This is a genomic window from Acinetobacter sp. ANC_7512 (genome assembly GCF_056779935.1).
In genome coordinates this window covers 123,827-148,557 of sequence record NZ_JBWYIX010000005.1, presented here as the reverse complement: position 1 = coordinate 148,557, position 24,731 = coordinate 123,827, and the positions used below count along the sequence as shown (strand labels likewise).

Here is a 24,731-nt window from a genome sequence, read left to right as displayed (position 1 = left end):
CGAAAAGTTCTGACTTGAATTTTATGACTTGATAAATTTTCTGCTTACTAAGAATTGTTCAGTCGCTTCCAAAAGTTTTTCAGCGTAAATTTCTTGCTTTGCCGTCAACCAACCTAAGGCGAACCAGTCACTGGCTTCTAATTCTGTTTGCTGTAAGTAGGATGATGAGGAAGACAATACTTGATATTGTTCAGCTGCATAATGTGCATCATTAAGCGCCTTGCCGTATTTTTGTAAATTCTTCACATCAAAAATTTGTGTTAAGACTGGGAAACTGAATTTTAATTCACTTAAATGTATTGCCAATTGGTCAAGACTTTCAAAGTTAGAAGGATCAGCTTCATTCAGACATTCCTGTAAAACTTTATACTGCTGTTGAAGCGTATTTTGAGCATAGGTTTTGAGGTCTTGGGTTTGCACCTTCTTGGAATTGCCTAAACTAAAACTCAAAAGTTCAAGATAGTGTTGAACGTTTTGGGTAGATTTGACTAAGTTATTTAATTTTTCTCGGGCGTAGAGCACATCTTTGCTGAGCATTTCAGCAGTTTTAGGGTTTTGCAGAATAGCACCTAAGGTGTGTTGCATATGCTCATAATGTTTTAGGTTTTCAAAATGACTTTTAAATGCAGATAACTGATGTGCCCATTTATCTGTGCTCTTTGATGTCCAGTCTTTAAAAATAGATAGACTTAAAAACAAATAGTTCAAAGCAATATGTGCTTGTTCGATGTGTTCCTGTTCAGCCACTTCCGCAGAAATCGCAGCAATATTCGGCAGCAAATGTTGCATATGGTGACCGATCATCATTCGAATCGTTTTTTCTGCGCTTTCTTTTTTTGCAACGATCCATTCTTTTTCAGTTCGCGCTGGGCTTACAACTAAATTTGAAACCAATAAATTACCAAACTCAGCCTTACTTCGAACGTCTAGCCAAAGTTGATATTTTTTGACCCACTCAAAACTAAACGCTAGTAATGTTTCAACTTTTCCTTGTTTGAGTTCAAACTCTACTTCATGAATCTCATGTTCTCGATCATCTGATCGTACAACGCCAATATCTAGACTCACTTCAATCTCGGCATCTTCAAAGCTAATCACTCGAACTGTACGTTGAATGTCTGTTTCAAACTGCAAGACTAATTGGTCAAAATCACCTTTCAATGCGTCATTTAAGACCTCATAAGCTTCGGAATCATCTGAATAAATAGATAGATCTAAATTCGGTGCAGCCTCAAGATTATCTAAATCATGATTATGTTCGAAACGGTGTAAATGGCTTTTACTTTTCGTCGCTTTTAGGGTTTGAACCCAATTGGTATTTTCAAGACGTTGTCGAATGGCTATCCCATGCTGAGAGAGTAGGCGATCTGGAGTGTCATAGTACTTTGCTTGCATTTGAATGAGTTCAGACTTTTTTGGATCGATTGCTTTTAAAATCGCATTCCGTCGAGCTTCTGGGATCTGAAACTTTAATTCAATTTCAAGCATGTGATTTTCCTAATCGATCAATCATTTTCGTAGAAGTAAGACATTTGATTGCCTTTTAATTTAAAGGGGATTGTAACTGATTCAGTTAGAACCACAATCTTGACAATTCACTTACATTTACTTGAATGAATGATTAATCACAATATTTGTAAGATAAGCTTTTCAAGTGCGATTTTTTGAATTATGGTGGTCAAAAAAAGGACAGGAATACAACAATGAATGCTTATGTAGAGCCATCTTCATCGCAAGAAGAAGCTAAATTTCAATTACCCATCAAGAATTACTCAGAATTTTATCGTTTTTATTTGACTGAACACCGCAGCATTATGAGTCGTCGTTTACATGCAGCAGGTAGCTCAATCGGTATTTATTTTTTTACTCAAGCGATTCGTCAGCGTAAAGCTAAATATCTGGTCTACGGATTAGTTTCAGGCTACGCATGCGCGTGGGTGGGGCATTTTGTTTTTGAAAAAAATAAGCCAGCAAGCTTTAAACAACCGTTGTATAGCTTTATTTCAGACTGGAGAATGTTATCGGATATTTTGCGCGGAAACTTGAGTTTGAAAGATCGTAAATTTGATAAAATTGATAGCTAAATTTATATATTGTTAAAAAAGCTCAGCAGATTCTGGGCTTTTTTTGTCATGAAATGTTTTAAGAAAGCTACACAAAAATATGATTATATGATAGCTGGAGAGGCTTAACATCCAATGAATAAATCCAAATTATAAATATTGGGATTAAATAAAAAATTAACGTATTCAGTTAGATGAGTTAACGGTATTATTCTGATAAACCGCATATAATACATATTATGTTAATTTAAATAATACTGAAAAAAAAGAAGATGAACTATATATAGAACTTTTATTATGAGAGTGAGTATTTTTAATGCGAAACATACTTCTGTTTGATTTGGATCAAACTATTTTGAATAGGAATGAGTCACTTATTCGTTTTATAAGTTGGCAAGTAAATTTTTTCCAATTAGTACCACAAGAACTAAAAGATGCATTTATAAAAAAATTTATTGAATTGGATGATAATGGAAATGTTTGGAAAGATATCGTTTACAGTCAATTAATCAAAGATTTTAATATAAAAAAATTTACTGTTGATGAATTACTTAATTCTTACATTACTGATTTCAATAAATTTTCAATTGGTTTTGATGACTTCCAAAAAGTCATTTCAGATCTTTATCAAAAGGGATATAAGATTGGGTTAGTCTCCAATGGAAAAAGCCCATTTCAGGAACATAATTTTTATGCTTTAGGTCTTACCGAATATTTCTCGACTATCATAGTTTCAGAAGCGATTGGCTTAAGAAAGCCCGATAAAAAAATATTTGCTTATGCTTGTAACCAGTTAAATTGTTCACCTTCTGATTGTATTTTTATTGGTGACAATCCTAAAGCTGATATAGAAGGTGCAAAAAATGTTGGTATGAAAACTATTTTTTTTCACCCAAATCAAATACTAAAAAAACCTATTACAGATGAGAGTATTCATCATTATGATGAATTAGAGCTAGCTATCAATAGAATAAATAAAGAGGGCGTATGATGAATGATAAAATTAACTCATATGATAACTTTTTTTATAGAATTGAATGGATTAAGTGATGAATCAGATAATTAAATGCGACTATTTAACATAATAGAGCTCATCCTAAGTTTTTTAAATCAGGTCGAATTTTATAAATATTATTTTGGAGTTCAAAAATATGACTTAGAGCTTTTCCTATCAGTAATATATTTTCTCTATTTTCTAGTGATGGATCTGATTGAATCTTACTAGGAATACTGTCTAATAATATGGCGGCTTGATGCAAATCATCATTTATTTTTTTTAATTGATCCATTTTTCTCTTCTATACATATTGGTTAGGGTATAAATAATATTACGTTGAGATCCTGAATTATTCAATTATATGGTGTATTGTTGTTCAAATAAGAACTTTTTAGAACATATAGATCTGTTTCATAAATCTTAGATTAGCATTTGAAGTGCAACACCATCTTTTTTAACTACACCTTACACATGTAAGCGGTTTGTATAATTCAAATATTCTTCTGCTATCTATTTTCTTTACTGGATAGTCGGACGTAATGTCTTTGCCATCTAGTACTACCGAAATTTCTTCAAAATCAAAATAAATATTTACTAAATTTTCTTTAAAACAAATAAATTCAATTTGACTTTCTTTACTCGTGTCAGAAAATTTTCACTGAAAGTGGTTTAATTAGATAAATCGTTATTTACTTTTAAATATTTACATTTACTAAGCCCTTACTATTATTTTTATACCTAAATTTATGATTTTTAATAATATTTTATTTGCCTCCTAATCTTAAAAGGGAATCTCTTAATCATTTGCTGTACATGACATGCCAAAAGGTGTTTTCATACTGATTCGTCTATAACTAATGCCAAGTATGGGCTCCTTCGCAGGTAACATCTCTCTTTTTTCGCAAACTTCCTTTATGTACATAAGCGTGTCTTTCGAAGAACTATATGGAATATATTCAAGCGTATTTGAGTCAATGACTTTAAATCTCTGTCTTAGTTCATAAATTTTTTCACTAGGAGCTTGTGCTGAAAGCTTTCTTTCAATAATTTGATTTTCAGCTTCATACCAAGAGCGATCAACAAACCCTTCTTTGTCATGTTTAAAAAATCATTTCTGCATGAGCGAAATTATTAGCTAATAATAAAATTAAAATTCTCATAAACATCTATTTTTTCTTATATATATTTTAAATATTCAATTAAACCTCAATATTTATCTCAAGAGTTGGCCACAGAACTTGTGGATGAATTTGAGCTTGAAAAAATATAAAATAGATGAAATTTCGATTTTGATTAATTTTTGTCACATTTTGCCAAAAAGGTCTATCCAGCAATTAGCTTCGAATGATTAGTCAAATTTTCTTGGATTAAATTTCACAAATTCATTTCAATCAATATCTTTAACACGCTTAGTCAACAATAGAGCCTGTTAATTTCTACATTTTATCAATGTGTTCTTCCAAGGCTTTGTCCTATAATGTTTTAAATTTTTAGTATTTGCCTAGAGTTATTCTTTATGCGCGGTTTGTATTTAATCACCAACGATGATCCTATTGAACTTCTATTAGCAAAGCTTGAAGGAGCGATGGCAACTTATGAAGTTGCAGTACTTCAGTATCGTCGTAAAAACGTTGCGAAAGAAGATCAAGCTTATGAAATTGAATACATGAAGAATATGTGTAATCAATATAAGGTTCCTTTTGTCATCAATGATGATTTAGAGGCCGCAGTCAAATATGGCGTGGGTGTGCATCTTGGTCAAGATGATGGTTCAATCCAAGAGGCTGTGGAAAGATTGCCAAAAAACGTCTTAATTGGACGTAGTTGTAATAATTCTATTGAACTAGCTGAGCAAGCGATCGCAGACGGCGCAAATTATGTAGCCTTCGGCGCAATTTATGCGACACAAAGCAAACCTGAAGCAGGTAATATTGGTTTAGAAACATTAAAAGCTGCAAAAGCAAAATTAAATGTACCTATTTGCGCGATTGGAGGTTTGACGGTTGAAAATGGCGCTGAAGTGATTGCTGCTGGAGCAGATCTTTGTGCTGTCATTAGCGATGTATTGGGTCGGTCTATGTCAACTGTTGGTCAACGTGTTTACGACTGGTCAGAGCTATTTGCTAAACAAGCTTAAATTTTTTACTTTTTCGAGTTGAGTGATTTTCATGAGTTTATCTCCTAAGCAAGAACAATTATTTAAACAAGCCAGTAAACATATTCCTGGTGGTGTGAATTCACCAGTACGTGCTTTTAATGGTGTAGGCGGTACGCCGGTATTTATTGAAAAAGCTCAAGGTGCCTACCTGTACGATGTAGATGGCAAACGCTATGTGGATTATGTTGGTTCATGGGGACCAATGATTTTAGGACATGCACACCCTGCGATCATTAAAGCTGTTCAAGAAGCCGCTGTTGATGGTCTAAGTTTTGGTGCACCTACAGTGCATGAAACGACATTGGCAGATATTATCTGTGAAATTATGCCGTCAATTGAATTGGTACGTATGACCAACTCAGGGACAGAAGCAACAATGACTGCGATTCGTCTTGCACGTGGGTATACAGGTCGTGACAAGATTGTTAAGTTTGAGGGCTGTTACCATGGTCACTCAGACTCACTTTTAGTGAAAGCAGGTTCTGGTCTACTCACAAGTGGTGAAGGCGAGGCGACATCAGCGGGTGTTCCTGCTGATTTTGCAAAACATACTTTGACGCTTCCATACAATGATATTGCGACTTTAAAAGAATGCTTTGCTAAGTTTGGTTCCGAAATTGCGGGTGTTATTGTTGAACCTGTTGCAGGTAACATGAACTTGGTTAAACCAATTGATGGATTCTTGCAAGCCATTCGAGATGTGTGTGATGAGCATGGTTCAGTCTTCATTATTGATGAAGTGATGACTGGATTCCGTGTGGGATTAGGTGGAGCTCAAGCACACTACGGCGTTACACCTGATTTAACTACGCTAGGTAAAATTATTGGTGCAGGTCTGCCTGTAGGTGCATTTGGTGGTAAGCGGGAGGTGATGGAATGTATTGCGCCTCTAGGTAAAGTTTACCAAGCAGGAACTTTGTCAGGTAACCCGCTGGCAATGAGAGCTGGGATTGAGATGTTTAAACATCTTCGTCAACCAGGTTTCTATGAAAATCTAACTGCACAGCTCGAAAAGTTATTGGTTGGTTTACAGACTGCCGCAGATGAAGCAGGTATACCATTTAAGACTCAACAGGTTGGAGGTATGTTTGGATTGTATTTCACTGATCAAGAAGACATCACAAGCTTTGATTCAATGTTGAAATGCGATGTTGAAATGTTCCGTAAATTCTTCCATGGCATGTTGGATGAAGGTGTAAATTTAGCGCCTTCTGCTTTTGAAGCCGGCTTTATCTCAAGTGCGCATTCCGATGAAGATATTGCGTTCACTATTCAAGCAGCTAAGAATGTATTTGCGCGTTTAAAATAGAATTTTTTTGAAAATCTATTAACATAAGCCTACAGTGTAAATACTGTAGGCTTTTTTGCACGTATAAAATTCACGGACTTAAAATAGAAATGAAATTAAAACATTATTTAACTTTAGAAGACGCGGAGTTCTTACTGACGCGTGCGCAACAATATGCGATTGATAAAAAGTTGAATGTCAGTATTTCTGTTGTAGATGAAACTGGAAGTTTACTTGCAATGAAACGCATGGATGGTGCATCTCCGATGACTGCGAATTTGTCAGCTGAAAAAGCAAAATGTTCAGCTTTGAGCCGCCACCCATCTCAAATTTTTGAAGAGCTGATCAAAGATGGGCAATTGGGTTTTCTGACTGTTCACTCATTGTCGGGAATGTTAGAAGGTGCGGAACCCATTATTTATCAAGGGCAATTGGTGGGAGCCGTGGGAGTTTCAGGTGCTAAATCTTTTGAAGATGCTGAAATTGCGCTGCATGCCATTGAAGTTTTCTTGGCTTTAGCTGATTAGAGTGGCAATGTCATATTTTTATACACCACCCAAAAAAATTGAACTCAGCGCGAGTTTGGCAAAGTGGTCCATTGAAGCTGAACAATGCGTCTTGGTGGTTTTTGGATTTCAACGTTTAGCTGAATATAGCAATGACCAACATCAAGAATTATTAATTCATTTAAATCGCTTAATTAAAAAAGCGCAGGCTTTAGATATTGAAGTGATTGAAATTGAAGAGCAGCAATCATTTTCTAAAGTAGCGCAGTTGGGTGAATTACTGGCAGAAAAAAAACAACTGATTGTGTCTGGCATGATCAATTCACCTATAAAGCAACTTTTACAGCATATCATTTCGATTACTCCTCAAATTTGTGTGGTGAACGATGCTGTTCATGTAGAAACGAAGAGCCAACATTTACAGTGGATTGAGAACTGTGTAGAACAAGGTATTCATCATATGAACACCTCTGCCATGATTCGAATGCTGGAATTGAGTGCGCCGTCCTCATTTATTCTTTCTGAAAAGGGTATATTGCTGTCTATTGCTGAATACCTCGAATTCGATATTTTAGAAATTGATCCATTTCAAGATTTAAGACGCTATGGCTTAGATTCGGTCGCAATGGTGAGTTTGATTGGCTTGTGGAGAGCCAATGGCGCACATATAGATTTTGAATCATTTGGGCAAAATTGCACACTTTCTCAATTGCTTCCTATCCTGAGAAAAGACAGCTAGATGTCACAAACAAAACTTAATTCATTTGAATCGTTAGATTGATTTAATTTCTATCAGATATCGGAAAAATCGTCACTGTTTGTCCATTTCAAGATTGTAATTTATCGCTAAGCTTTCTATTATTGCCGCCTTGTTTTCACGATCTGCTAGGAATAGAAATTTGAGTCATTTTCTTCAGGAACATCTCATTCATCGTGATCAAGATTTTATGGTGATTCACAAACCAGCTGGATTACTTTCTGTTCCAGGCAAAACGCCTGACCTTCAAGATTGCGTTATCAATCGTCTTCTTCAAGAAGAACCGCGTACACTTCTTATTCATCGTTTAGATCGCGATACATCAGGCTTATTGGTATTTGGACTCAGCAAAGCAGGTCAAAAATCGATCTCGCGCCAATTTCAAGAACGTGAAACGGATAAAACTTATCAAGCACTAGTAGCGGGATGTGTAGAAGGTCAAGGAACTGTAGACATTCCTGTGATTTACGACCCATCGCGTCCGCCATTGCATATCGTAGATGCGCATCACAATAAAGCAGCGTTAACGCATTGGGAAGCAATTGAACAATTTCAAATTCAAGATCAGTGGGTGACACGCGTAAAATTAACGCCAATCACAGGTCGAGCACATCAACTTCGCGTTCACATGCAGCATTTAGGGCATCCCATCGTAGGTGATACTTTGTATGCAACACCAGCGCAACAAGCTTTGAAAGATCGACTCTGTTTGCATGCAGAGCAGTTAAGTTTCAATCATCCTGTTACTGGTGAACGACTGAATTTTCAATGTTCAGTGCCGTTCTAAAAACACATTTTTAAATCAGCATACGAATATTTTATGATCTGATCATGATGAAATCTTGGTTATGATCAATTAAATAGATCGGTGCTAAATATTGCTCACTTTTTGGTGGGCTTTATGTCAAAATATATTGCTTATAGACGTTAAATTCTGCTCAAATCATCTCCTGTTTGAGCATAAGTTTTCAGTCCTAACTTGAGATAAGGTGGAAAAATTGCAGCAGTTTGCTATTGGTCAACGTTGGTTATCAGACACAGAGACAGAGTTAGGTTTAGGGGTTTTGATTGATGTAAATGAACGATCAATTAGTATCCTCTTTCCTAAAAGTGACGAAACCCGTGTCTATGCACGTAGTAACGCACCTTTATCTCGAATTGTGTTCAATGTGAATGATGAGCTTCAAGACCAAGAGGGCATCGTCTGGAAAGTCGAATCATTAGAAGAGCGTGGTGGCGTTATTCGTTACAACGTCATTCGTCAGTTACAAGATGGTACTGATGAACGCAAATCATTAAATGAAACCCGTGTTGGCGCGACGATTCAATTGTCTAAACCACTTGATCGTTTATTGGCAAGCCAAATTGATTATAAAGAATGGTATGACCTGCGTATTGAAGCATTACAAATGCAAGCTAATATGCAAAATAGTCCATTACGTGGCATGGTGGGCGCTCGTGTTGGATTGATTCCTCACCAATTTTATATCGCGCATGAAGTAGGTAAGCGCTTTGCTCCACGTGTCTTATTGGCGGATGAAGTTGGTCTAGGTAAAACCATTGAAGCAGGTTTAATCATACACCAGCAACTTAAAACAGGACGTTCTGAACGCATCCTCGTTTTAGTACCTGATTCGCTGCAATATCAGTGGATGATTGAAATGCGTCGCCGTTTCAATTTGAATTTCTCGTTATTTGATTTAACGCGTACTGCTTCGATCAAAGAACATGATCCAGAATTGAATCCTTTCTTAACTGAACAGTGCATCATTGCGTCTGTTGATCTCATGATCGACCATGAAGATTTACGTGAGCAAGCGCTCGAAGCAGGTTTTGATTTGCTTGTGGTGGATGAAGCACATCATTTGATGTGGTCAGAAGAAGAGGGTGGTAATGACCGCTATGACCTTGTTGAAGAATTTGCTGAAAAAACTGCAGGCGTACTTTTACTGACTGCAACGCCTGAACAGTTAGGGGTCGAGTCTCATTTTGCCCGTTTACGTTTACTCGATCCGCAACGTTTTAGTTCGCTTGATCGTTTCTTAGATGAAGAGGAAAAATATCAGCAAACAGCTCAAATTGCAGAAGTGCTGATGTCGGATCAACCCCTTGAAGCTGATCATTTTCAAGCAATTGAGCAGTTACTGGGTCACAAGATTGAAGATGAGCCAGAACAGCGTTTCCGTGCAATTCATGAATTGTTAGATCGTCACGGTACGGGACGTGTACTATTCCGTAATACACGTGAAGCGATTCAAGGCTTCCCTGGTCGTGATTGTCAGCCTGCACCATTACCTGCGCCAGAAGGATGGTCGATGGATGGTAAACTTCGTGAACAAATGTGGCCAGAAGAAGCGCAATTGGACGGGGCTTGGATGGAAACTGATCCGCGTGTAACGTGGATTATGGAAATGCTCCGTACTCAGTTAAAGCATAAAAAAGTCTTACTCATTGCGCGTAGTGGGCCTGTGGTTGAAGCTTTAGAAAATGCATTACGTATCCATGCAGGGATTCGTACAGCAATGTTCCATGAAGGCATGAGTCTATTAGAGCGTGACCAAGCAGCTGCTTATTTTGCAGAAGATTCCTATGGTGCTCAGATTTTATTGTGTTCAGAAATTGGTTCAGAAGGTCGTAACTTCCAGTTTGCTTCAGATTTAATCCTATTTGATTTGCCAGCGAATCCTGATGTGCTTGAACAGCGTATCGGTCGACTGGATCGTATTGGTCAAGAAAACCGTATTCAGATTCATGTGCCATATTTAGTGGGCACTGCACAAGAGCGTATGTTCCGTTGGTACAATGAAGCATTAAATATTTTCAGCAATATTTCTCCAACTGCGCAAACCTTACAAGAAAATTTTATTGTTGATCTTAAAGATTGCTTGTTGGCTGATAAAGGTCAAGCCTTTGAAGATTTGCTTGAAGCCGTAAGTGTGCAACGTGAAGCTTTAGAGCAAGAGCTACAAGCAGGACGTGATCGTTTATTGGAATACAATTCTTGTCGTCCAATGGTTGCGCAAGAAATTGTGCAAGCACTTGAAGAGTATGATGATAATACGACTTTGCCAATGTTTATGAAACGCTTCATGGCATCAACCAATATTGATTTTGATGAGCAAAGTAATGGCACGGTGATTATCAAGCCTACTGATCAAATGCAAGTCCAAGGTCTGACTTTGGATGAGGAAGGCATGACCGTGACGTTCTATCGTGATCAGGCTCAAATCCGCGAAGATGCGCAATACATAACGCTTGAGCATCCTTTCACTGAAAGTGTCATGGAAATGATCAATACGCAATCGTTCGGTAGTACCAATGTGGCGTTATTGAAATCTGCAGCTTTACCACAAGGTTCAGTTTTAGTTGAGGTGTGGTTCAAAGTGGATGTGATTGCACCGAAAGCATTGAACTTGCCAGCGAGTTTACCAACACAATTGATTCGTGTGTTATTAAGTGAAAAAGGCCAAGATTTATCAGCTAAAATTGCACCAGATATTTTGAAACCATACTTACATCATCTTGACGGTAATAGTTGTCGCCAAGTGGTGAAAGCACGTCGTGATGTCGTTGAACAACGTTATGCACAAGCTTTAGACATTGCAAAAGGTGCTTTGCCTGAATTAAAACAGCAAGCGAAAGAAATCTATAGCAATAAATGGCAATATGAAATTGATCGTTTAAGTTATTTGAAACAATTTAACCCAAGTATTCGCGAAGATGAAATTGCACGTTTGCAGAAGCTTCAAAAAGAAGGCTTAAGCCTTTTAGAAGGTTTAACTGTAACGCCTGAAGCGATTCGAGTCTTGGTGGTGGTAAAGCCATAAAATAAAAAAAGCACCCTAGGGTGCTTTTTTAGGACTGCAGAAATTGATTGAAGTCAGGTTTTCTTTTTTGTAAGAAAGCCATCACGGCTTCAATCATTTCAGGTGATGTTAAACGTTCTGCAACAACCTCAGCTTCCTGAACAATACAATTCTGAATTTGATCTTGCTCGGGTCGAATTTGTTTTTTAATAATTTTTAGCGTGGTCATTGGCAGTTGACTCATCTGTTGAGCTCGCTGCAAAGCTAATTGTTCAGGTTGCTCGCAAATCTGATTGATGATTCGACATTTTAGCGCTTCTTCCGCTGAAAATTTTCGACCTGTGAGCAATAATTCGGCAGCCATATGATAACCAGCCAACTCAGTGAAAAGAAGGCTGGTGCCACCTTCTACAGATAATCCCAAACTTACAAATGGAATTTGAAATTCTGTATCGGGGTGGGCGTATACCATGTCACAGTGAAATAGCATAGTGACGCCAACGCCTATAGTGCAGCCACGTACCGCAGCAATAATAGGTTTAGAAAATCTTGCGATCGCTTTTAGGAAGACAAAGGGTGGTGTAGCATCAGCGGCTAAACCAACATATTTTTGAGCGGCAGACATAAAATCTTTCAGATCATTTCCTGCGGTAAAATCATGTTCGTTACCCTGTAAAATCACAACATTCACTTGTTGAGATTGATCTGCCGCATCCAATATTTTTGCAATGTCATTGTACATTTCCCCAGTTAAAGCATTTTTTTGCTCGGGGTGATCAATTTTGATGGTCAGGATTCTATTCTCAATCGTGACATGAATAAAAGGGTTTAGTGAATCTAAATTTTTTAACATGGCGGCATTCCTTGTCGCAAATTAAAAAAGCTCAGTAGACACGATTGTATACTGAGCTTTTATTCGTGCCTTATTGGCATTAAAGTCGATTTAAAATTTGCTCAGCATCTGAATAATTCATGTATTTTGGTACGGCATAAATTCCATGGGCTTCAGTAAAAGCAGATTTAATCATCTCTGGGAAATCTTGCTTTTTTAAATTCGGAATCTCAGTATTGATTTTCAAATCTTTGAGTAATTGCTTTACGCTTTGAATGAATATATTTGCGGCTTGTTCATCCGAAGTGTGTGACGAGCTTAAACCAATTTTCTTCGCTGCTAGTGCTAAGCGTTTTTCTGATGCTTTACGATTAAATTCTAGAACATGAGGCAAGATAATGGCATTAGCGCGTCCGTGTGGGATTTGATATTGAGTCCCTAATTGATGCGCCAAAGCATGTACATAGCCAATTCCAGCACTATTCATTGCCAAACCAGCATAATGAGAACCGAGCGCCATTGCTTCACGTGCTGCAATATTCTGACCATCTTCAAATGCTTTTTTTAAATTCTCCATGATCAATTTCATGGCTGCACTGGCGTAATAATCTGATTGTTTGTTGGCGAATCCGCTTACCCACGATTCAATTGCATGAGTAAGGGCATCAATGCCAGTGTCAGCAGTGATAGCAGGTGGCATGCCTTTCATGATGACGGGATCTAAAGCAGTTGCTAATGGAACGACTTTGGGATCAATAACTAAGCCTTTAATATGAGTTTCACTGTCTGAAATAACTGCGGCAATGGTAACTTCAGAACCTGTACCTGCGGTGGTCGGAATCACGAACAATGGATATGCAGGTTTACGGCTTTTTAAAATTCCAAAAAGTTGTTTAGGCGATTTATGGTTTGCGGCTGCGAGCGCTAATACTTTTGCTGTATCAATCGTCGAACCACCCCCTATACCCAATACGCTATCGCATGCGGTATTTTTAAACAGTGCTAGAGATTTTTCGACAATTTCACAAGTTGGATCAGGTTTTACATCAGAGAAAATAACAACTTCAATCCCATTGTGCTGTAATTGATCTTGAATGGGTTGTATGACACCTAATTTGACCAATACTGCATCAGTCACAATCATCACTTTTTTCATGCCGAGCTGAGCAATATTGCCACACAATTGCATTGATGAATCTTCACCCGCAAATACGAGAGGATGTGATACTGGGATTGCAAGGGTGAGGGCTTTGACAGCCATGAGTTGAGTTTTTGCACGTAAAATAGTGGCAATCTGAGCCATAATGATCAATCTCTATCCATGAGTTTGATTTAGTTATAGGATAATCATTGTCCAAGTACATTGGCGATAATCATCAACACATTGGTCTTAAATTACAATTTTATCAAAAATATAGCGCTATTAAACTGAGCAAAATAATGGTTGGATTTTGATCAGAATTCATGATAGAAAATAGAAAATAATTCGAAAATTTAAATCGTAAAGCTGTAGTTTTTACTCGGCAATCAGGAACTCAGGACGAGTTTAAAACGATTAAATCAGCTTTCGGTTATGAGTCATTACATAACAACAATGATGCGTTATTGGGAGTCATTACACATGGAAGTAAATCAGAACAACAACCAATTTGAGTTTTTACCGACTCATATTCACTATTTAATGTATTGGGAAAAGAAATCGCCAAACCAAGATTTCTTAGTTCAGCCTTTACCAAATGGTCAGGTGATTAAATACACTTGGGGAGAAGTGGCCAGTCAAGTCAAAAAAATGGCTGCTTATTTACAATCTTTGAATTTGCCTAGTCGATCTCAGATTGCAATTTTTGGTAAAAATAGTGCGCATTGGATTATGGCAGATCTTGCAATTTGGATGGCAGGTCATGTGTCGGTTCCTTTATATACGACTCTCAATGGTGAAGGAACCAAATATGTTCTAGATCATAGTGAAACTAAGGCTTTGTTTATCGGTAAACTGGATGGTATTGGAGACAGTTGGAACGATGTGAAACAAATCATCCCTCAAGATATGCATTGTATTAAATTGCCATTGGCACCTGACTATAATGCGCCAACATGGGATGAAATCACTGCGAAAACAGCACCAACCAGTGAGCCTTATTTTCCAAACGAGGATGAGCTTGCGACCATTATTTATACCTCGGGCAGTACAGGTCTACCTAAGGGCGTTATGCAAAGTTATAAGACCTTGCTCTCACCTGCGAGTGAGCTGAAATCTACGTTTGGTGTTTCAGAAAAAGATCGTGCTTTATCTTACTTGCCGCTAGCTCATGTTGCAGAGCGTGTATTTATTCAATCATCCGTGATGATTTGTGGTTTTACCGTTTATTTTGCCAATTCATTAGATACATTTATTGAAGATCTTAATCGTGCAAAACCAACGATCTTCTTTTCTGTGCCACGTTTATGGACTAAATTTTATTTGGGGATTAATGAAAAAATTCCACTGAATGTACAAAACGTGTTGTTTAAAATCCCATTCTTGGGGAATAAGATTAAGCAAAAACTCTTGGCAAAATTGGGTTTGAATCATGTTCGTTATGCTTTAACGGGTTCTGCACCTTTACCCGTAGATATTATTAAATGGTATCGAAATTTGGGCTTAGAGTTGCTTGAAGTTTATGGAATGACAGAAAACTGTGGATACTCGCATATCACACGTATGGGTGAATATATGAGTGGATATGTCGGACATGTTCAAGCACGAGTAGACTGCAAGATTGATGAGAATGGTGAGATTTTAGTCAGAAGCCCAGGAACAATGTTGGGTTATTACAAAAACCCAGAAAAAACAGCTGAAGATTTGACTGAGGATGGTTATTTAAGAACAGGTGACATGGGTGAAATTGATGCGACTGGCCGTCTAAAAATTACTGGACGTGTAAAGGACATCTTTAAAACTCAGAAAGGTAAGTATGTAATGCCTGTACCAATTGAACAAAAGATTGGTAATAACCAAATGATTGAATCTGTCTGTGTTGGTGGTGCAAGCCATAAACAGCCGATCGCCTTTGTGATGTTGGCAGAAGAAATTCGCAATAAATTACAGCAAGATAATAAACGTGATGATATCGAAGCAAAATTAATTGAGTTGAAGAATGAAATTAATGAAAAGCTTGAACCGCATGAAAAAATTGCATTCTTTGTGGTCATCATGGATTTGTGGACGATGGATAATGATATGTTGACGCCGACTATGAAGATTAAGCGTAATAAAATTGAGGCGAAGTACGAAGCACTTATTCCAACTTGGGTTGCTCAAAATAAAGAAGTAATTTGGGAAAAGTAATAAAAAAGCCCTTCAACTGAAGGGCTTTTTTACACTCAATATTCATTCTTTCAGATGACGTGCGCCTTCTAAAATCATTCGGATCATCGTCATCGTTTGTTCAGCTACAACTTTTCTTTCATCGTGTGGCATGTTGATTAATTTAGCACCCATAGTGAATACCAATTGAGTAATCGCTTTTGCAGCTAATTCTGGATGCTTGATTTTATGAGGGTTATTTTGCTCAAGGCGAACAAGATCATCCATGAGTTCTTGCTGAAAGTAATTGAGCTGTTTTTCAACCGCCTCTTTATAAGAGGCAGAACCAGTATAACCTTCACGTAACAACAAGCTCAGATTACCTTCGTCAGCATCTAACTGTTCAATAAATACTTCAACTGAACTACGCACAATACTTGAATTGCGAACTGCTTTTAAGCGGGCTTGATGCAAGATTTGACGTAAAACAATACCTGAGCGATCAATCAATTCAATGGCAAGTTCATCGATATCTTTGAAATGTCTATAAAAGCTGTTGGGGGCGATTCCTGCTTCACGAGCAACTTCGCGTAAGCTTAAAGATGCGATGCTTTTTTGAGGTCCGATAAGGTTGAGAGCAGCTTGGAATAATTCTTCTTTCGTGATTGTGGCTTTTCTTCCGACTGTACGTGCAGTTGGATGCTCCAAAATGGATGCGGATTCACTGGCATGCAGAGGAGAAAGGGGAATCGTAGAGCTGCTCATAAATATCAGATGTTTACAGTTAGAGTTGCATTATATCGCTCTGTGTCAGGATATGGAAATCAATAGATGATATACAAGTGTCTATACAAATATATATACATGTGTATAATAATTCTAAACCCACTGTGATGAGCCCATGATGCAAGCAGTTAAGCAACCTAAAAATTTGATTAGATCCGCAGTAAATGCTGTATTTGATCCGAATGCTGCCAATTTTTGGTTGCAAAAGATCGATCCAATTTGGTCGGTGAATCAATCATTAGGCAAAATTGTTGAACGTACACAAGTTGCAAATGATACGGTCAGCTTAAAAATTGCGGTTAATCGAAAATTTCAGTTTGGTGAAGCAGGGCAACATCATCCAGTTATTGTCACGACACGAGGTCGTTGTTTTGAACGTACCTATAGTTTGACCAAAATCGACACTCAACATGTATTGTTGACTGCTAAGAAAGTCGATCAGGGTGTAGTCAGTTCTTGGATTAACGATATTGCTGAGGTAGGCGATATTGTTGAGTTTGGTGCACCCTATGGAGATATGACACTCGGAAGTGTAAATACACCTCTATTAATGCTGGCCGCAGGGAGTGGTATTACTCCAATGTACAGCTTGATCAAGGCATTATTGCAGCAAGAAAAAAAATTAGTTCAGCCAGTTAAATTGATGTACTGGGCAAAAAAAACAGAAGATTTAGCATTTCAAACAGAGTTGATTGCTTTGGCGAATCAACACTCAAATTTTAATGTTGAATTTTTTACCACTCAAGATGAAGTGGCTGATTCCCGTTTAGAAGATTCTCATTTAACTGCTATCGAATCCTTAGATCAATATACGGTTTATGCATGCGGTCCAGCAGGATTTGTGCAAGTTGCTGAACAACTAACTGATACTCGTGTTCATAAATTTAAAGGTGAAGCATTCAGTGTTGAACCATTCATTAGTGATGAAACTGGTTTTGTTCAGGTCACACTTACGAAATCAAATAAGGTCGTCACGATTCCAAAGGGACAATCAATACTTGCAAGTTTAGAGCAACAAAATATTCGCCCACAGCACGGTTGCCGCATGGGGGTATGTAATAAATGTGCATGCCATAAAGCGCAAGGTGCAACTAAAAACCTCGTCAATGGTGCAGAAAATACTGAGCCTGGAAATCTGCTCAAAATCTGTATCAATTCAGCTCAGTCTGATCTCACTATCGACCTATAAGCGAGAATAATCATGAATATGCCAGTTCAAGCACAATATTTCAAAAACCCAAAAAATCGTGAACTCACTGATGCACAACTTGATGAACTCGCACGTGAACTTGATGCGATTAAGCAGGAAGTTCTTGATGATTTAGGTGAAAAAGACGAAAAGTATATTAAGCGAGTGTATGCAGCGATTCGCTACAGTTCAATCCTTGGACGTGCATGCTTATTTGCTGGCTGGTTTCCTCCAGCATGGCTTTTAGGCACAGGCTTGCTTGGTTTTGCCAAAATCATGGAAAACATGGAGTTGGGCCATAATGTGATGCATGGTCAATATGATTGGATGAACGACCCTAAATTTAAAGGGACAACTTACGAATGGGATATCGTCGGCACATCTGATGATTGGCGCCAAACCCACAACTACAAACACCATACCTATACCAATATCAAAGGTATGGATGATGATATTGGTTATGGAATTCTTCGTTTGTTCCCAGAGCAACGCTGGAAAAAAGGATATTTATTACAACCACTTTACAGTATTCCATTCTGTTTGTTATTCCAGTGGGGTGTAGCGATTCAGAACTTAGAAATTGGTAAGCGCTTAAAAGGGCGCATGACCAAAGAAGAATTTCAACAACGTTTGAACCCGATGAAAAAGAAAATGGGGAAACAGTTATTTAAAGATTATGTTTTTTTCCCACTCATTGCAGGTCCTGCAGCATTACCCGTTTTAACAGGTAATTTAGTCGCTAATGGTATTCGTAATATCTGGACATTCAGTATTATTTTCTGCGGTCATTTCACCAAAGATGTGGAAGTTTTCCCGAAGTCAGTTTTAGAAAATGAAAGCCGTGGCCATTGGTATATGCGTCAAATTCGTGGGTCTTCTAACCTCACAGGTTCAGAAGGATTCCATATTCTGACGGGGCATCTGAGTCATCAGATTGAGCATCATCTTTATCCAGATATTCCTGCTCGACGTTACCGTCAAATGGGGCCTAAAGTGAAAGCGGTGTGTGAAAAATACGGCTTGAATTACAATAATGCGAGTTTATTTAAACAATATGGTCAGGTTTTGGGACGTATTGTGAAATATGCCTTCCCATTTAAAAAGTAAGGAACAAAAAAAAGCCACTTATTGAGTGGCTTTTTGAACTTTAATAGCAAACTATTTTAATTGAATTGATCCATTTGCATTGACTGTGATTGTTGATTCTCCAGCAGCCATATTTTGTGAGTCTGCAACGGGTGCACTCTCTACAACCATTGCGGCACGTGCCATGGCCAATGGTCTTGGTGAATAATTATTGGTGTTCATATTCAAGTTAACCAAGTTATAACTAGAACGATTCCAAGCTTTAGTGAGAACCTGAGCGCGCTGTTGGAAATTTTGCGTAGCTTCAGTCAATAACTCATTTTCAACCTGCTTTCGTTTTTCAGTGGAAACAGTGAAATTAATCGATTGTGTTTGAAAATCTTGTTGTAACTCGCTAATTAATTGGCTCGCTGCTTTAAAATCTTTGCTTTCAATATTCACTTCAGCGCGGCCGCGCCATTCCTTCAGTTTTGTTGAATTGTTGTTGTCATAGACAGGGTAAGTGGTCTGAGAACCTGTTTCGACCTTAACTTGGGGGTATTTTTTACTGATGTTGATGGCCTGATTCATCAATTGGGTCATTTGTGTTGAAAGTTGTGCAGGCTGTTTATTACTTTTTTCAATAAATAGAATGGCGTGCATTTCGTCATTAGAGACTTGTTTAGAAGCGTCTGCTTGAAGATTAATAATATTAGTTTTAGGTTCTGTGTCAGCAAGTACCGAAAAGCTAATCCCGGTAGCTAAGATCAATAGTGGCAGTTTTAATAATTTCATTGTTATCTCTGTATCTTCACCTGATGAATATTCTAATCTTTTTTGATGGAGAGAAAATGTGATTATTTGGTGATGAGATAGTAGCAATTGTAATATTCAACACCGATTTTACGACTTAAGTCGCCTTAACAAGGCTTTTAAAATGTATTTTAATTGAATTGTAGTTGAACAATAAAAGAATATAACTTGTCTTTGGATTAGTGCATTAATAATTTGTAATTCATGGATAATTCTATTATCAATGGTCTAATAAGCAGTATTAGAAATAGATTAAACATTCTGTATATTTAAATAATAAAATTTTAAAAACATGTAAAACAATAAGATAGTGTCTTCATTTGATAAATTATTTATAGTCTGAAACTATTGTCATAAAGAAAATAAGTATTGGCATATAGGTCAAGATTTTTCCATTCTAGCTCTCATCAGAGATGCAGGTATCTCTCTAAAAGAATTTGTCCTTTAGAAGGTTGTTTTCAAGCAATTTCCTAAGGTCAAATAGATCATCGAATGAAGTTGAAGGAAGTCTTGATGTCTAATTCTGCTGTAGTTGAATCAGTAGCACAAGCGTTACGAACTGCTGAATTATCACAAAGTGCAATCGCACCAATTCGCCCAACGTTGGGTGGTGAAGCTGCTGATGTAGATATCGCTTACGCTGTACAAGAAGTGAATACAGCGCGTGCCTTATCAGAAGGTCGTCGTTTAGTTGGGCGTAAAATCGGTTTGACATCAAAAGTGGTTCAAGCACAACTCGGTGTAGATCAACCTGACTTCGGTATGCTGTTTGCAGACATGGCTTATGGTGATGGAGAGGCGATTCCTGCAGGTCTATTGATCCAACCTAAAGTAGAAGCGGAAATCGCTTTGGTGATCAAACAAGATTTAACGAAAGAAAAACACACTTATGCTGACATTATCAGCGCGACTGATTATGCACTTCCTGCTGTTGAGGTGGTGGATAGTCGAATTGAAAACTGGAAGATCAGTTTGATTGACACTGTCGCAGATAATGCATCTTCAGCTGCATTTGTATTGGGTTCACGTCCTGTAAAACTCGATAACCTTGATCTAGTGAATTGTAAAATGATCATGACACGTCGTGAAGAAGTCGTGTCTCAAGGTGTTGGTAAGGCTTGCTTAGCAAACCCTTTAAATGCAGCTGTCTGGCTTGCTGATGAAATGGTACGTCGTGGTCGTCCATTGTTAGCTGGTGACATTATTTTAACAGGTGCATTAGGCCCTATGGTTGTAGCAAACCCAGGTGATGAATTCAAAGTTGAGATTGAAGGCTTTGGTTCAGTGACTGCTGCTTTCGCTGCTGAATAAGTCGGAATTTTGAGAGAGTACGTTAATGAAAAAGATTAAATGTGCAATGATCGGACCAGGTAACATTGGTACTGATTTGCTTTACAAACTTCAACGTAGCGAATGGTTAGAGCCAGTTTGGATGGTGGGTATCGATCCTACTTCTGAAGGTCTTGCTCGTGCTGCGAAAATGGGTTTAAAAACCACTGCAGAAGGGGTTGATGGTCTTCTTCCTCACGTCATTGAAGATGATATCAAAATTGCTTTTGATGCAACGTCTGCATATGTACATGCTGAAAACAGCCGCAAGTTAAATGAACTTGGTGTACTGATGATTGACTTAACACCTGCTGCAATTGGTCCTTTCTGTGTTCCACCTGTGAACTTAGAAGCTTTACTTGCAGAAGGTGAAGTGCCTAACGTGAATATGGTAACGTGTGGTGGTCAGGCGACAATTCCTATGGTTGCAGCAGTTTCACGTGTTCAACCTGTTGAATATGGTGAGATCATCGCGACTGTGTCTACAAAATCTGTAGGTCCTGGTACACGTAAAAACATCGACGAATTCACACGTACAACTGCGGGTGCTATTGAGAAAGTTGGTGGTGCGAAAAAAGGTAAAGCGATCATCATCATTAACCCTGCTGAGCCACCACTTATGATGCGTGACACAGTACACTGTCTCGTTGAAGGTGAGCCAGATCAAGCTGCGATCACTGAATCAGTTCACGCGATGATTAAAGAAGTGCAAAAATATGTACCAGGTTACAAACTTGTAAATGGTCCAATTTTTGATGGTAACCGTGTTTCCATCTTCTTGGAAGTAGAAGGTTTGGGTGATTTCTTGCCGAAATATGCAGGTAACCTCGACATTATGACAGCTGCAGCTGCTCGTACAGCAGAAATGTTTGCTGAACACGTATTCAACAAAGAAGAAGCTTAAGGAGCAACCGCATGTCTAAGATTATTGTTCATGATATGACTTTACGTGATGGTATGCATCCGCAGCGCCATCAAACGACTGTTGAGCAAATGATTGCAATTTCAACAGCACTTGATGATGCAGGCGTACCATTAATTGAAGTCACTCACGGTGACGGCCTTGGTGGTTCATCAGTAAACTACGGTTTTGCTGCTGCGACTGACGAAGAATACTTGTCTGCTGTTGTACCGCGTATGAAGAATGCAAAAGTTTCTGCACTTCTTCTTCCTGGTATCGGTACGGTTGACCACTTGAAAATGGCACATGAAATCGGTGTATCAACGATTCGTGTTGCAACTCACTGTACTGAAGCTGACTGTTCTGAACAGCACATCACCGCTGCGCGTAAATTAGAAATGGACACAGTGGGCTTCTTAATGTTGGCTCACATGGCATCTCCAGAGCGTCTTTTAGAAGAAGCGAAGAAGATGGTGTCTTACGGTGCAAACTGTATTTATGTGACTGACTCAGCAGGTTACATGCTTCCTCAAGATGTAATTGATCGCGTTGGACACTTACGTCAACACTTGGACCCAAGCATTGAGTTGGGTTTCCACGGTCACCACAACTTAGGTATGGGTGTATCAAATACTGTTGCTGCTGTTGAAGCAGGCGCGGTACGTGTTGACTTGGCATCTGCAGGTCTCGGTGCGGGTGCAGGTAACACACCACTTGAATTGTTCATCGCTGTTGCAAATCGTATGGGTATGGACACAGGCGTTGACTTGTTCAAAGTACAAGATGTTGCTGAAGATCTCGTGATTCCAATGATGCACAACCCAATTCGTGCAGACCGTGATGCAGCTACTTTAGGTTATGCGGGTGTTTACTCTTCATTCCTATTGTTCGCTAAACGTGCTGAAGCGAAATATGGCGTATCTGCGCGTGAAATCTTAATGGAGCTTGGTCGCCGTGGTACTGTTGGTGGTCAGGAAGACATGATTGAAGATCTAGCTTTGACTATGGCTAAAGCAAAAGAACTTAACGCATAATTTAAAAGTGATTTGAAAGAGCACTCTTAGGAGTGCTTTTTTTATGAATTTAGAAAAGATACATATAAAAAAACAATTGCGTGAGATGTTTGGGTGCTTATATTGAGTGATTTGGTGTAGAGCGTATCGTGATTGTTAAACTTAAAAACTATTAAATAAAATGGCAAAATGCTTCTGGGTTAATTTGTAAGATATTAAAATATAATAAATTATCCATAGTAAAAGTTAATTTGCTTAGTTACTGAGCTATTATTAATTGTTTATAACAATGAGAATTTTTAAAGTATTGTTTTTCATCGGAAAAGTCTAAATTTTTTTTAGACTCTAGTCTGATTTCTTCAGAGTGCACAATTTAGCAATATGCTCATCAACGCTGATTTGAGTATAGGATGAAGCCATGCGTCATCAAAAATTATGGCTAGCAATGATTGCTGCAACAACTCTAGGGACAACTGCTGCTCACGCGAATTTTGTGGCTGATTCAAATGTTCAGCTTAAATTTAAAAATTTCTATTTAGAACGTAATTACGATACAGCACCAAATCTAGATTATGGTAACTGGACGCAAGCAATCACTTTAGATGCTAAATCGGGTTATCACGATATTGGTGCAGGCATTCAAGTTGGTGCAGATCTCTTGGCTCAATATGCAATTGGATTGAAATCGCGTGATTCTGTAAATGACATTCATATGCCATATGATAACAGTCAAGGTCGTACAGAACGCGATAATGCTAAATTCGGTGCGACTTTAAAATTTAAAGTTTCTGAAACTGAACTTAAAGTAGGTGATTTATTGCCGATGTCACCAGTTATTTTCTTCGATCCATCACGCCAATTATTAACTACTTATAGTGGTGCATGGTTAGAGTCGAAAGATATTCAGGATACTAAATTAACCTTAGCTTATATTGATGGTATTAATGCGCGTTACGATAATCAGTATCAAGATTTGACCTTATTCCCAAACAATGATTTTGCGAAGGCAGAAGCTCAAGGTCTCACAACTGATGATGGAATGTATATTGTTGGTGTTGATCACCAGTTTACATCAAAGATTGGTGGTAGTTATTGGTTCGCTGATTTAACTGACATCTTCAAGCAACATTATGTTGCTGCAAGCTATAAAACTAAACTTGATGAAAAAACGAATTTAGATGCACATATTCGTTACTTCGATAACAGTGAAACTGGCGATAAACTTTTTGGTGAAATTGATAGCCAAGCAATTTCTATGGGGGCGAAAGTCAATCATGGTATGCATACTGTTCAATTAGGTTATCAAGAGATGTTTGGCGAGCATGGAGATAAAGCGACACTATTCCCAACATTGGGTGGTTGGGTGCCACAACCTTATTTAGATAACTGGTCAGTCGCGAGTTTTATCCGTAAGGATGAGAAATCTTGGAGTGTAGGTTATACCTATAATTTTAAAGAAATGGGTGTACCAGGATTATCTGCCACTGTACGTCATTTCCAAGGTTGGAATATTGATACGGCAACACCAGGTCGAGGTCGCGAGAATGAAAATAACATCATCGTGAACTATGTTGTGCCAGAAGGTAAGTATAAAGGTCTTGGTTTCAACTATATGTTCATTGATACTAATTATAACAACATCAATGTTCCAGGTACCTTGAGTGATTTAGAAGAGCATCGTGTGGCGTTAAGTTATAGTTATAAATTCTAAAAAATGAAATTGATCTCGATATGATGAGCAAGGATCATATCGAGATCTTATCAAGTCATATTAGAGGGTGAATATTGATTTTAAAAAAATAAGAAAAAACAGTAATTTATTTAATTGGTAAAAAGATGGATGCAATCGTAAATTTGTATCAGTTGAAAGGTACAGAGCAGTTAATATAAGACTGTAAAACTATCATTTGTAAACATCAACTGATGATTGTTTCACAAATAT

Annotated in this window: 21 protein-coding genes; 15 read left to right on the top strand and 6 right to left on the bottom strand. The window is 37.9% G+C overall.

Annotated elements, in window-relative coordinates; translation table 11 throughout:
* Window positions 1–21: 21 nt before the first annotated feature.
* Complete coding sequence (locus tag AC1M9H_RS06900) at window positions 22–1,488, bottom strand: CYTH domain-containing protein (RefSeq protein ID WP_481613047.1); 1,467 nt, start codon at window positions 1,486–1,488, stop codon at window positions 22–24.
* A 215-nt stretch (window positions 1,489–1,703) separates the two neighbouring features.
* Here AC1M9H_RS06900 and AC1M9H_RS06895 point away from each other — a divergent pair, with 215 nt between their 5' ends.
* Window positions 1,704–2,084, top strand: coding sequence for an Mpo1-like protein (locus AC1M9H_RS06895; protein ID WP_180028595.1), 381 nt, complete (start codon window positions 1,704–1,706; stop codon window positions 2,082–2,084).
* A gap of 295 nt (window positions 2,085–2,379) precedes the next feature.
* Window positions 2,380–3,054, top strand: a complete 675-nt coding sequence (locus tag AC1M9H_RS06890) for an HAD family hydrolase (protein WP_481613046.1) — start codon at window positions 2,380–2,382, stop codon at window positions 3,052–3,054.
* A 100-nt stretch (window positions 3,055–3,154) separates the two neighbouring features.
* Here the strand turns inward: AC1M9H_RS06890 and AC1M9H_RS06885 are convergent, their stop codons facing one another.
* On the bottom strand, window positions 3,155–3,352 hold the full coding sequence (locus AC1M9H_RS06885) for a hypothetical protein (RefSeq protein ID WP_481588997.1): 198 nt from the start codon (window positions 3,350–3,352) through the stop codon (window positions 3,155–3,157).
* A gap of 1,224 nt (window positions 3,353–4,576) precedes the next feature.
* Here AC1M9H_RS06885 and thiE point away from each other — a divergent pair.
* The 6 genes from thiE (at window position 4,577) to rapA (ending at window position 11,596) form a co-directional block, all read left to right on the top strand.
* Window positions 4,577–5,197 (top strand): thiamine phosphate synthase, encoded by a 621-nt coding sequence (gene thiE, locus AC1M9H_RS06880; RefSeq protein WP_481586403.1) that lies wholly within the window; start codon window positions 4,577–4,579, stop codon window positions 5,195–5,197.
* A gap of 31 nt (window positions 5,198–5,228) precedes the next feature.
* Window positions 5,229–6,527, top strand: coding sequence for a glutamate-1-semialdehyde 2,1-aminomutase (hemL, locus tag AC1M9H_RS06875; RefSeq protein ID WP_481613045.1), 1,299 nt, complete (start codon window positions 5,229–5,231; stop codon window positions 6,525–6,527).
* Between the two features lie 89 nt (window positions 6,528–6,616).
* A complete protein-coding gene (locus AC1M9H_RS06870) occupies window positions 6,617–7,033 on the top strand; it encodes a GlcG/HbpS family heme-binding protein (RefSeq protein WP_035267160.1) in 417 nt (138 codons plus the stop codon).
* A 7-nt stretch (window positions 7,034–7,040) separates the two neighbouring features.
* Window positions 7,041–7,751 carry an acyl carrier protein gene (locus AC1M9H_RS06865; RefSeq protein WP_481591380.1) on the top strand — a complete coding sequence of 237 codons (711 nt, stop codon included), beginning with the start codon at window positions 7,041–7,043 and terminating at the stop codon, window positions 7,749–7,751.
* 160 nt (window positions 7,752–7,911) lie between these two features.
* Window positions 7,912–8,556: an RluA family pseudouridine synthase gene (locus tag AC1M9H_RS06860; protein ID WP_481613044.1), complete on the top strand. Its 645-nt coding sequence runs from the start codon at window positions 7,912–7,914 to the stop codon at window positions 8,554–8,556.
* Window positions 8,557–8,758: 202 nt separating this feature from the next.
* Window positions 8,759–11,596, top strand: coding sequence for an RNA polymerase-associated protein RapA (gene rapA / locus AC1M9H_RS06855; RefSeq protein WP_481613043.1), 2,838 nt, complete (start codon window positions 8,759–8,761; stop codon window positions 11,594–11,596).
* Between the two features lie 28 nt (window positions 11,597–11,624).
* Here rapA and AC1M9H_RS06850 read toward each other — a convergent pair whose 3' ends face one another.
* A complete protein-coding gene (locus tag AC1M9H_RS06850; RefSeq protein ID WP_481591383.1) occupies window positions 11,625–12,428 on the bottom strand; it encodes an enoyl-CoA hydratase-related protein in 804 nt (267 codons plus the stop codon).
* Window positions 12,429–12,507: 79 nt separating this feature from the next.
* Complete coding sequence (locus AC1M9H_RS06845) at window positions 12,508–13,710, bottom strand: iron-containing alcohol dehydrogenase (RefSeq protein WP_481597387.1); 1,203 nt, start codon at window positions 13,708–13,710, stop codon at window positions 12,508–12,510.
* A 318-nt stretch (window positions 13,711–14,028) separates the two neighbouring features.
* Here AC1M9H_RS06845 and AC1M9H_RS06840 point away from each other — a divergent pair, with 318 nt between their 5' ends.
* On the top strand, window positions 14,029–15,735 hold the full coding sequence (locus AC1M9H_RS06840; protein ID WP_481613042.1) for an AMP-binding protein: 1,707 nt from the start codon (window positions 14,029–14,031) through the stop codon (window positions 15,733–15,735).
* Between the two features lie 42 nt (window positions 15,736–15,777).
* Here the strand turns inward: AC1M9H_RS06840 and fabR are convergent, their stop codons facing one another.
* Window positions 15,778–16,458, bottom strand: coding sequence for an HTH-type transcriptional repressor FabR (fabR, locus tag AC1M9H_RS06835; RefSeq protein WP_481595942.1), 681 nt, complete (start codon window positions 16,456–16,458; stop codon window positions 15,778–15,780).
* 139 nt (window positions 16,459–16,597) lie between these two features.
* On the opposite strand from fabR, the gene AC1M9H_RS06830 reads away from it, so the two are divergent.
* Window positions 16,598–17,668 (top strand): flavin reductase family protein, encoded by a 1,071-nt coding sequence (locus AC1M9H_RS06830; protein WP_180028834.1) that lies wholly within the window; start codon window positions 16,598–16,600, stop codon window positions 17,666–17,668.
* 12 nt (window positions 17,669–17,680) lie between these two features.
* On the top strand, window positions 17,681–18,775 hold the full coding sequence (locus AC1M9H_RS06825) for a fatty acid desaturase family protein (protein ID WP_179997864.1): 1,095 nt from the start codon (window positions 17,681–17,683) through the stop codon (window positions 18,773–18,775).
* A gap of 51 nt (window positions 18,776–18,826) precedes the next feature.
* Here the strand turns inward: AC1M9H_RS06825 and AC1M9H_RS06820 are convergent, their stop codons facing one another.
* Window positions 18,827–19,528 (bottom strand): SIMPL domain-containing protein, encoded by a 702-nt coding sequence (locus AC1M9H_RS06820; protein ID WP_481591387.1) that lies wholly within the window; start codon window positions 19,526–19,528, stop codon window positions 18,827–18,829.
* A 531-nt stretch (window positions 19,529–20,059) separates the two neighbouring features.
* On the opposite strand from AC1M9H_RS06820, the gene AC1M9H_RS06815 reads away from it, so the two are divergent.
* The 4 genes from AC1M9H_RS06815 (at window position 20,060) to AC1M9H_RS06800 (ending at window position 24,500) form a co-directional block, all read left to right on the top strand.
* On the top strand, window positions 20,060–20,857 hold the full coding sequence (locus AC1M9H_RS06815) for a 2-keto-4-pentenoate hydratase (protein ID WP_481613041.1): 798 nt from the start codon (window positions 20,060–20,062) through the stop codon (window positions 20,855–20,857).
* 25 nt (window positions 20,858–20,882) lie between these two features.
* Window positions 20,883–21,779, top strand: coding sequence for an acetaldehyde dehydrogenase (acetylating) (locus tag AC1M9H_RS06810; protein ID WP_035267137.1), 897 nt, complete (start codon window positions 20,883–20,885; stop codon window positions 21,777–21,779).
* 11 nt (window positions 21,780–21,790) lie between these two features.
* Entirely contained in the window at window positions 21,791–22,810 is a 1,020-nt protein-coding gene (gene dmpG / locus AC1M9H_RS06805; RefSeq protein WP_092767099.1) for a 4-hydroxy-2-oxovalerate aldolase, read from the top strand.
* A 397-nt stretch (window positions 22,811–23,207) separates the two neighbouring features.
* Entirely contained in the window at window positions 23,208–24,500 is a 1,293-nt protein-coding gene (locus tag AC1M9H_RS06800; RefSeq protein WP_481613040.1) for an OprD family outer membrane porin, read from the top strand.
* The last annotated feature ends 231 nt before the right edge of the window (window positions 24,501–24,731 follow it).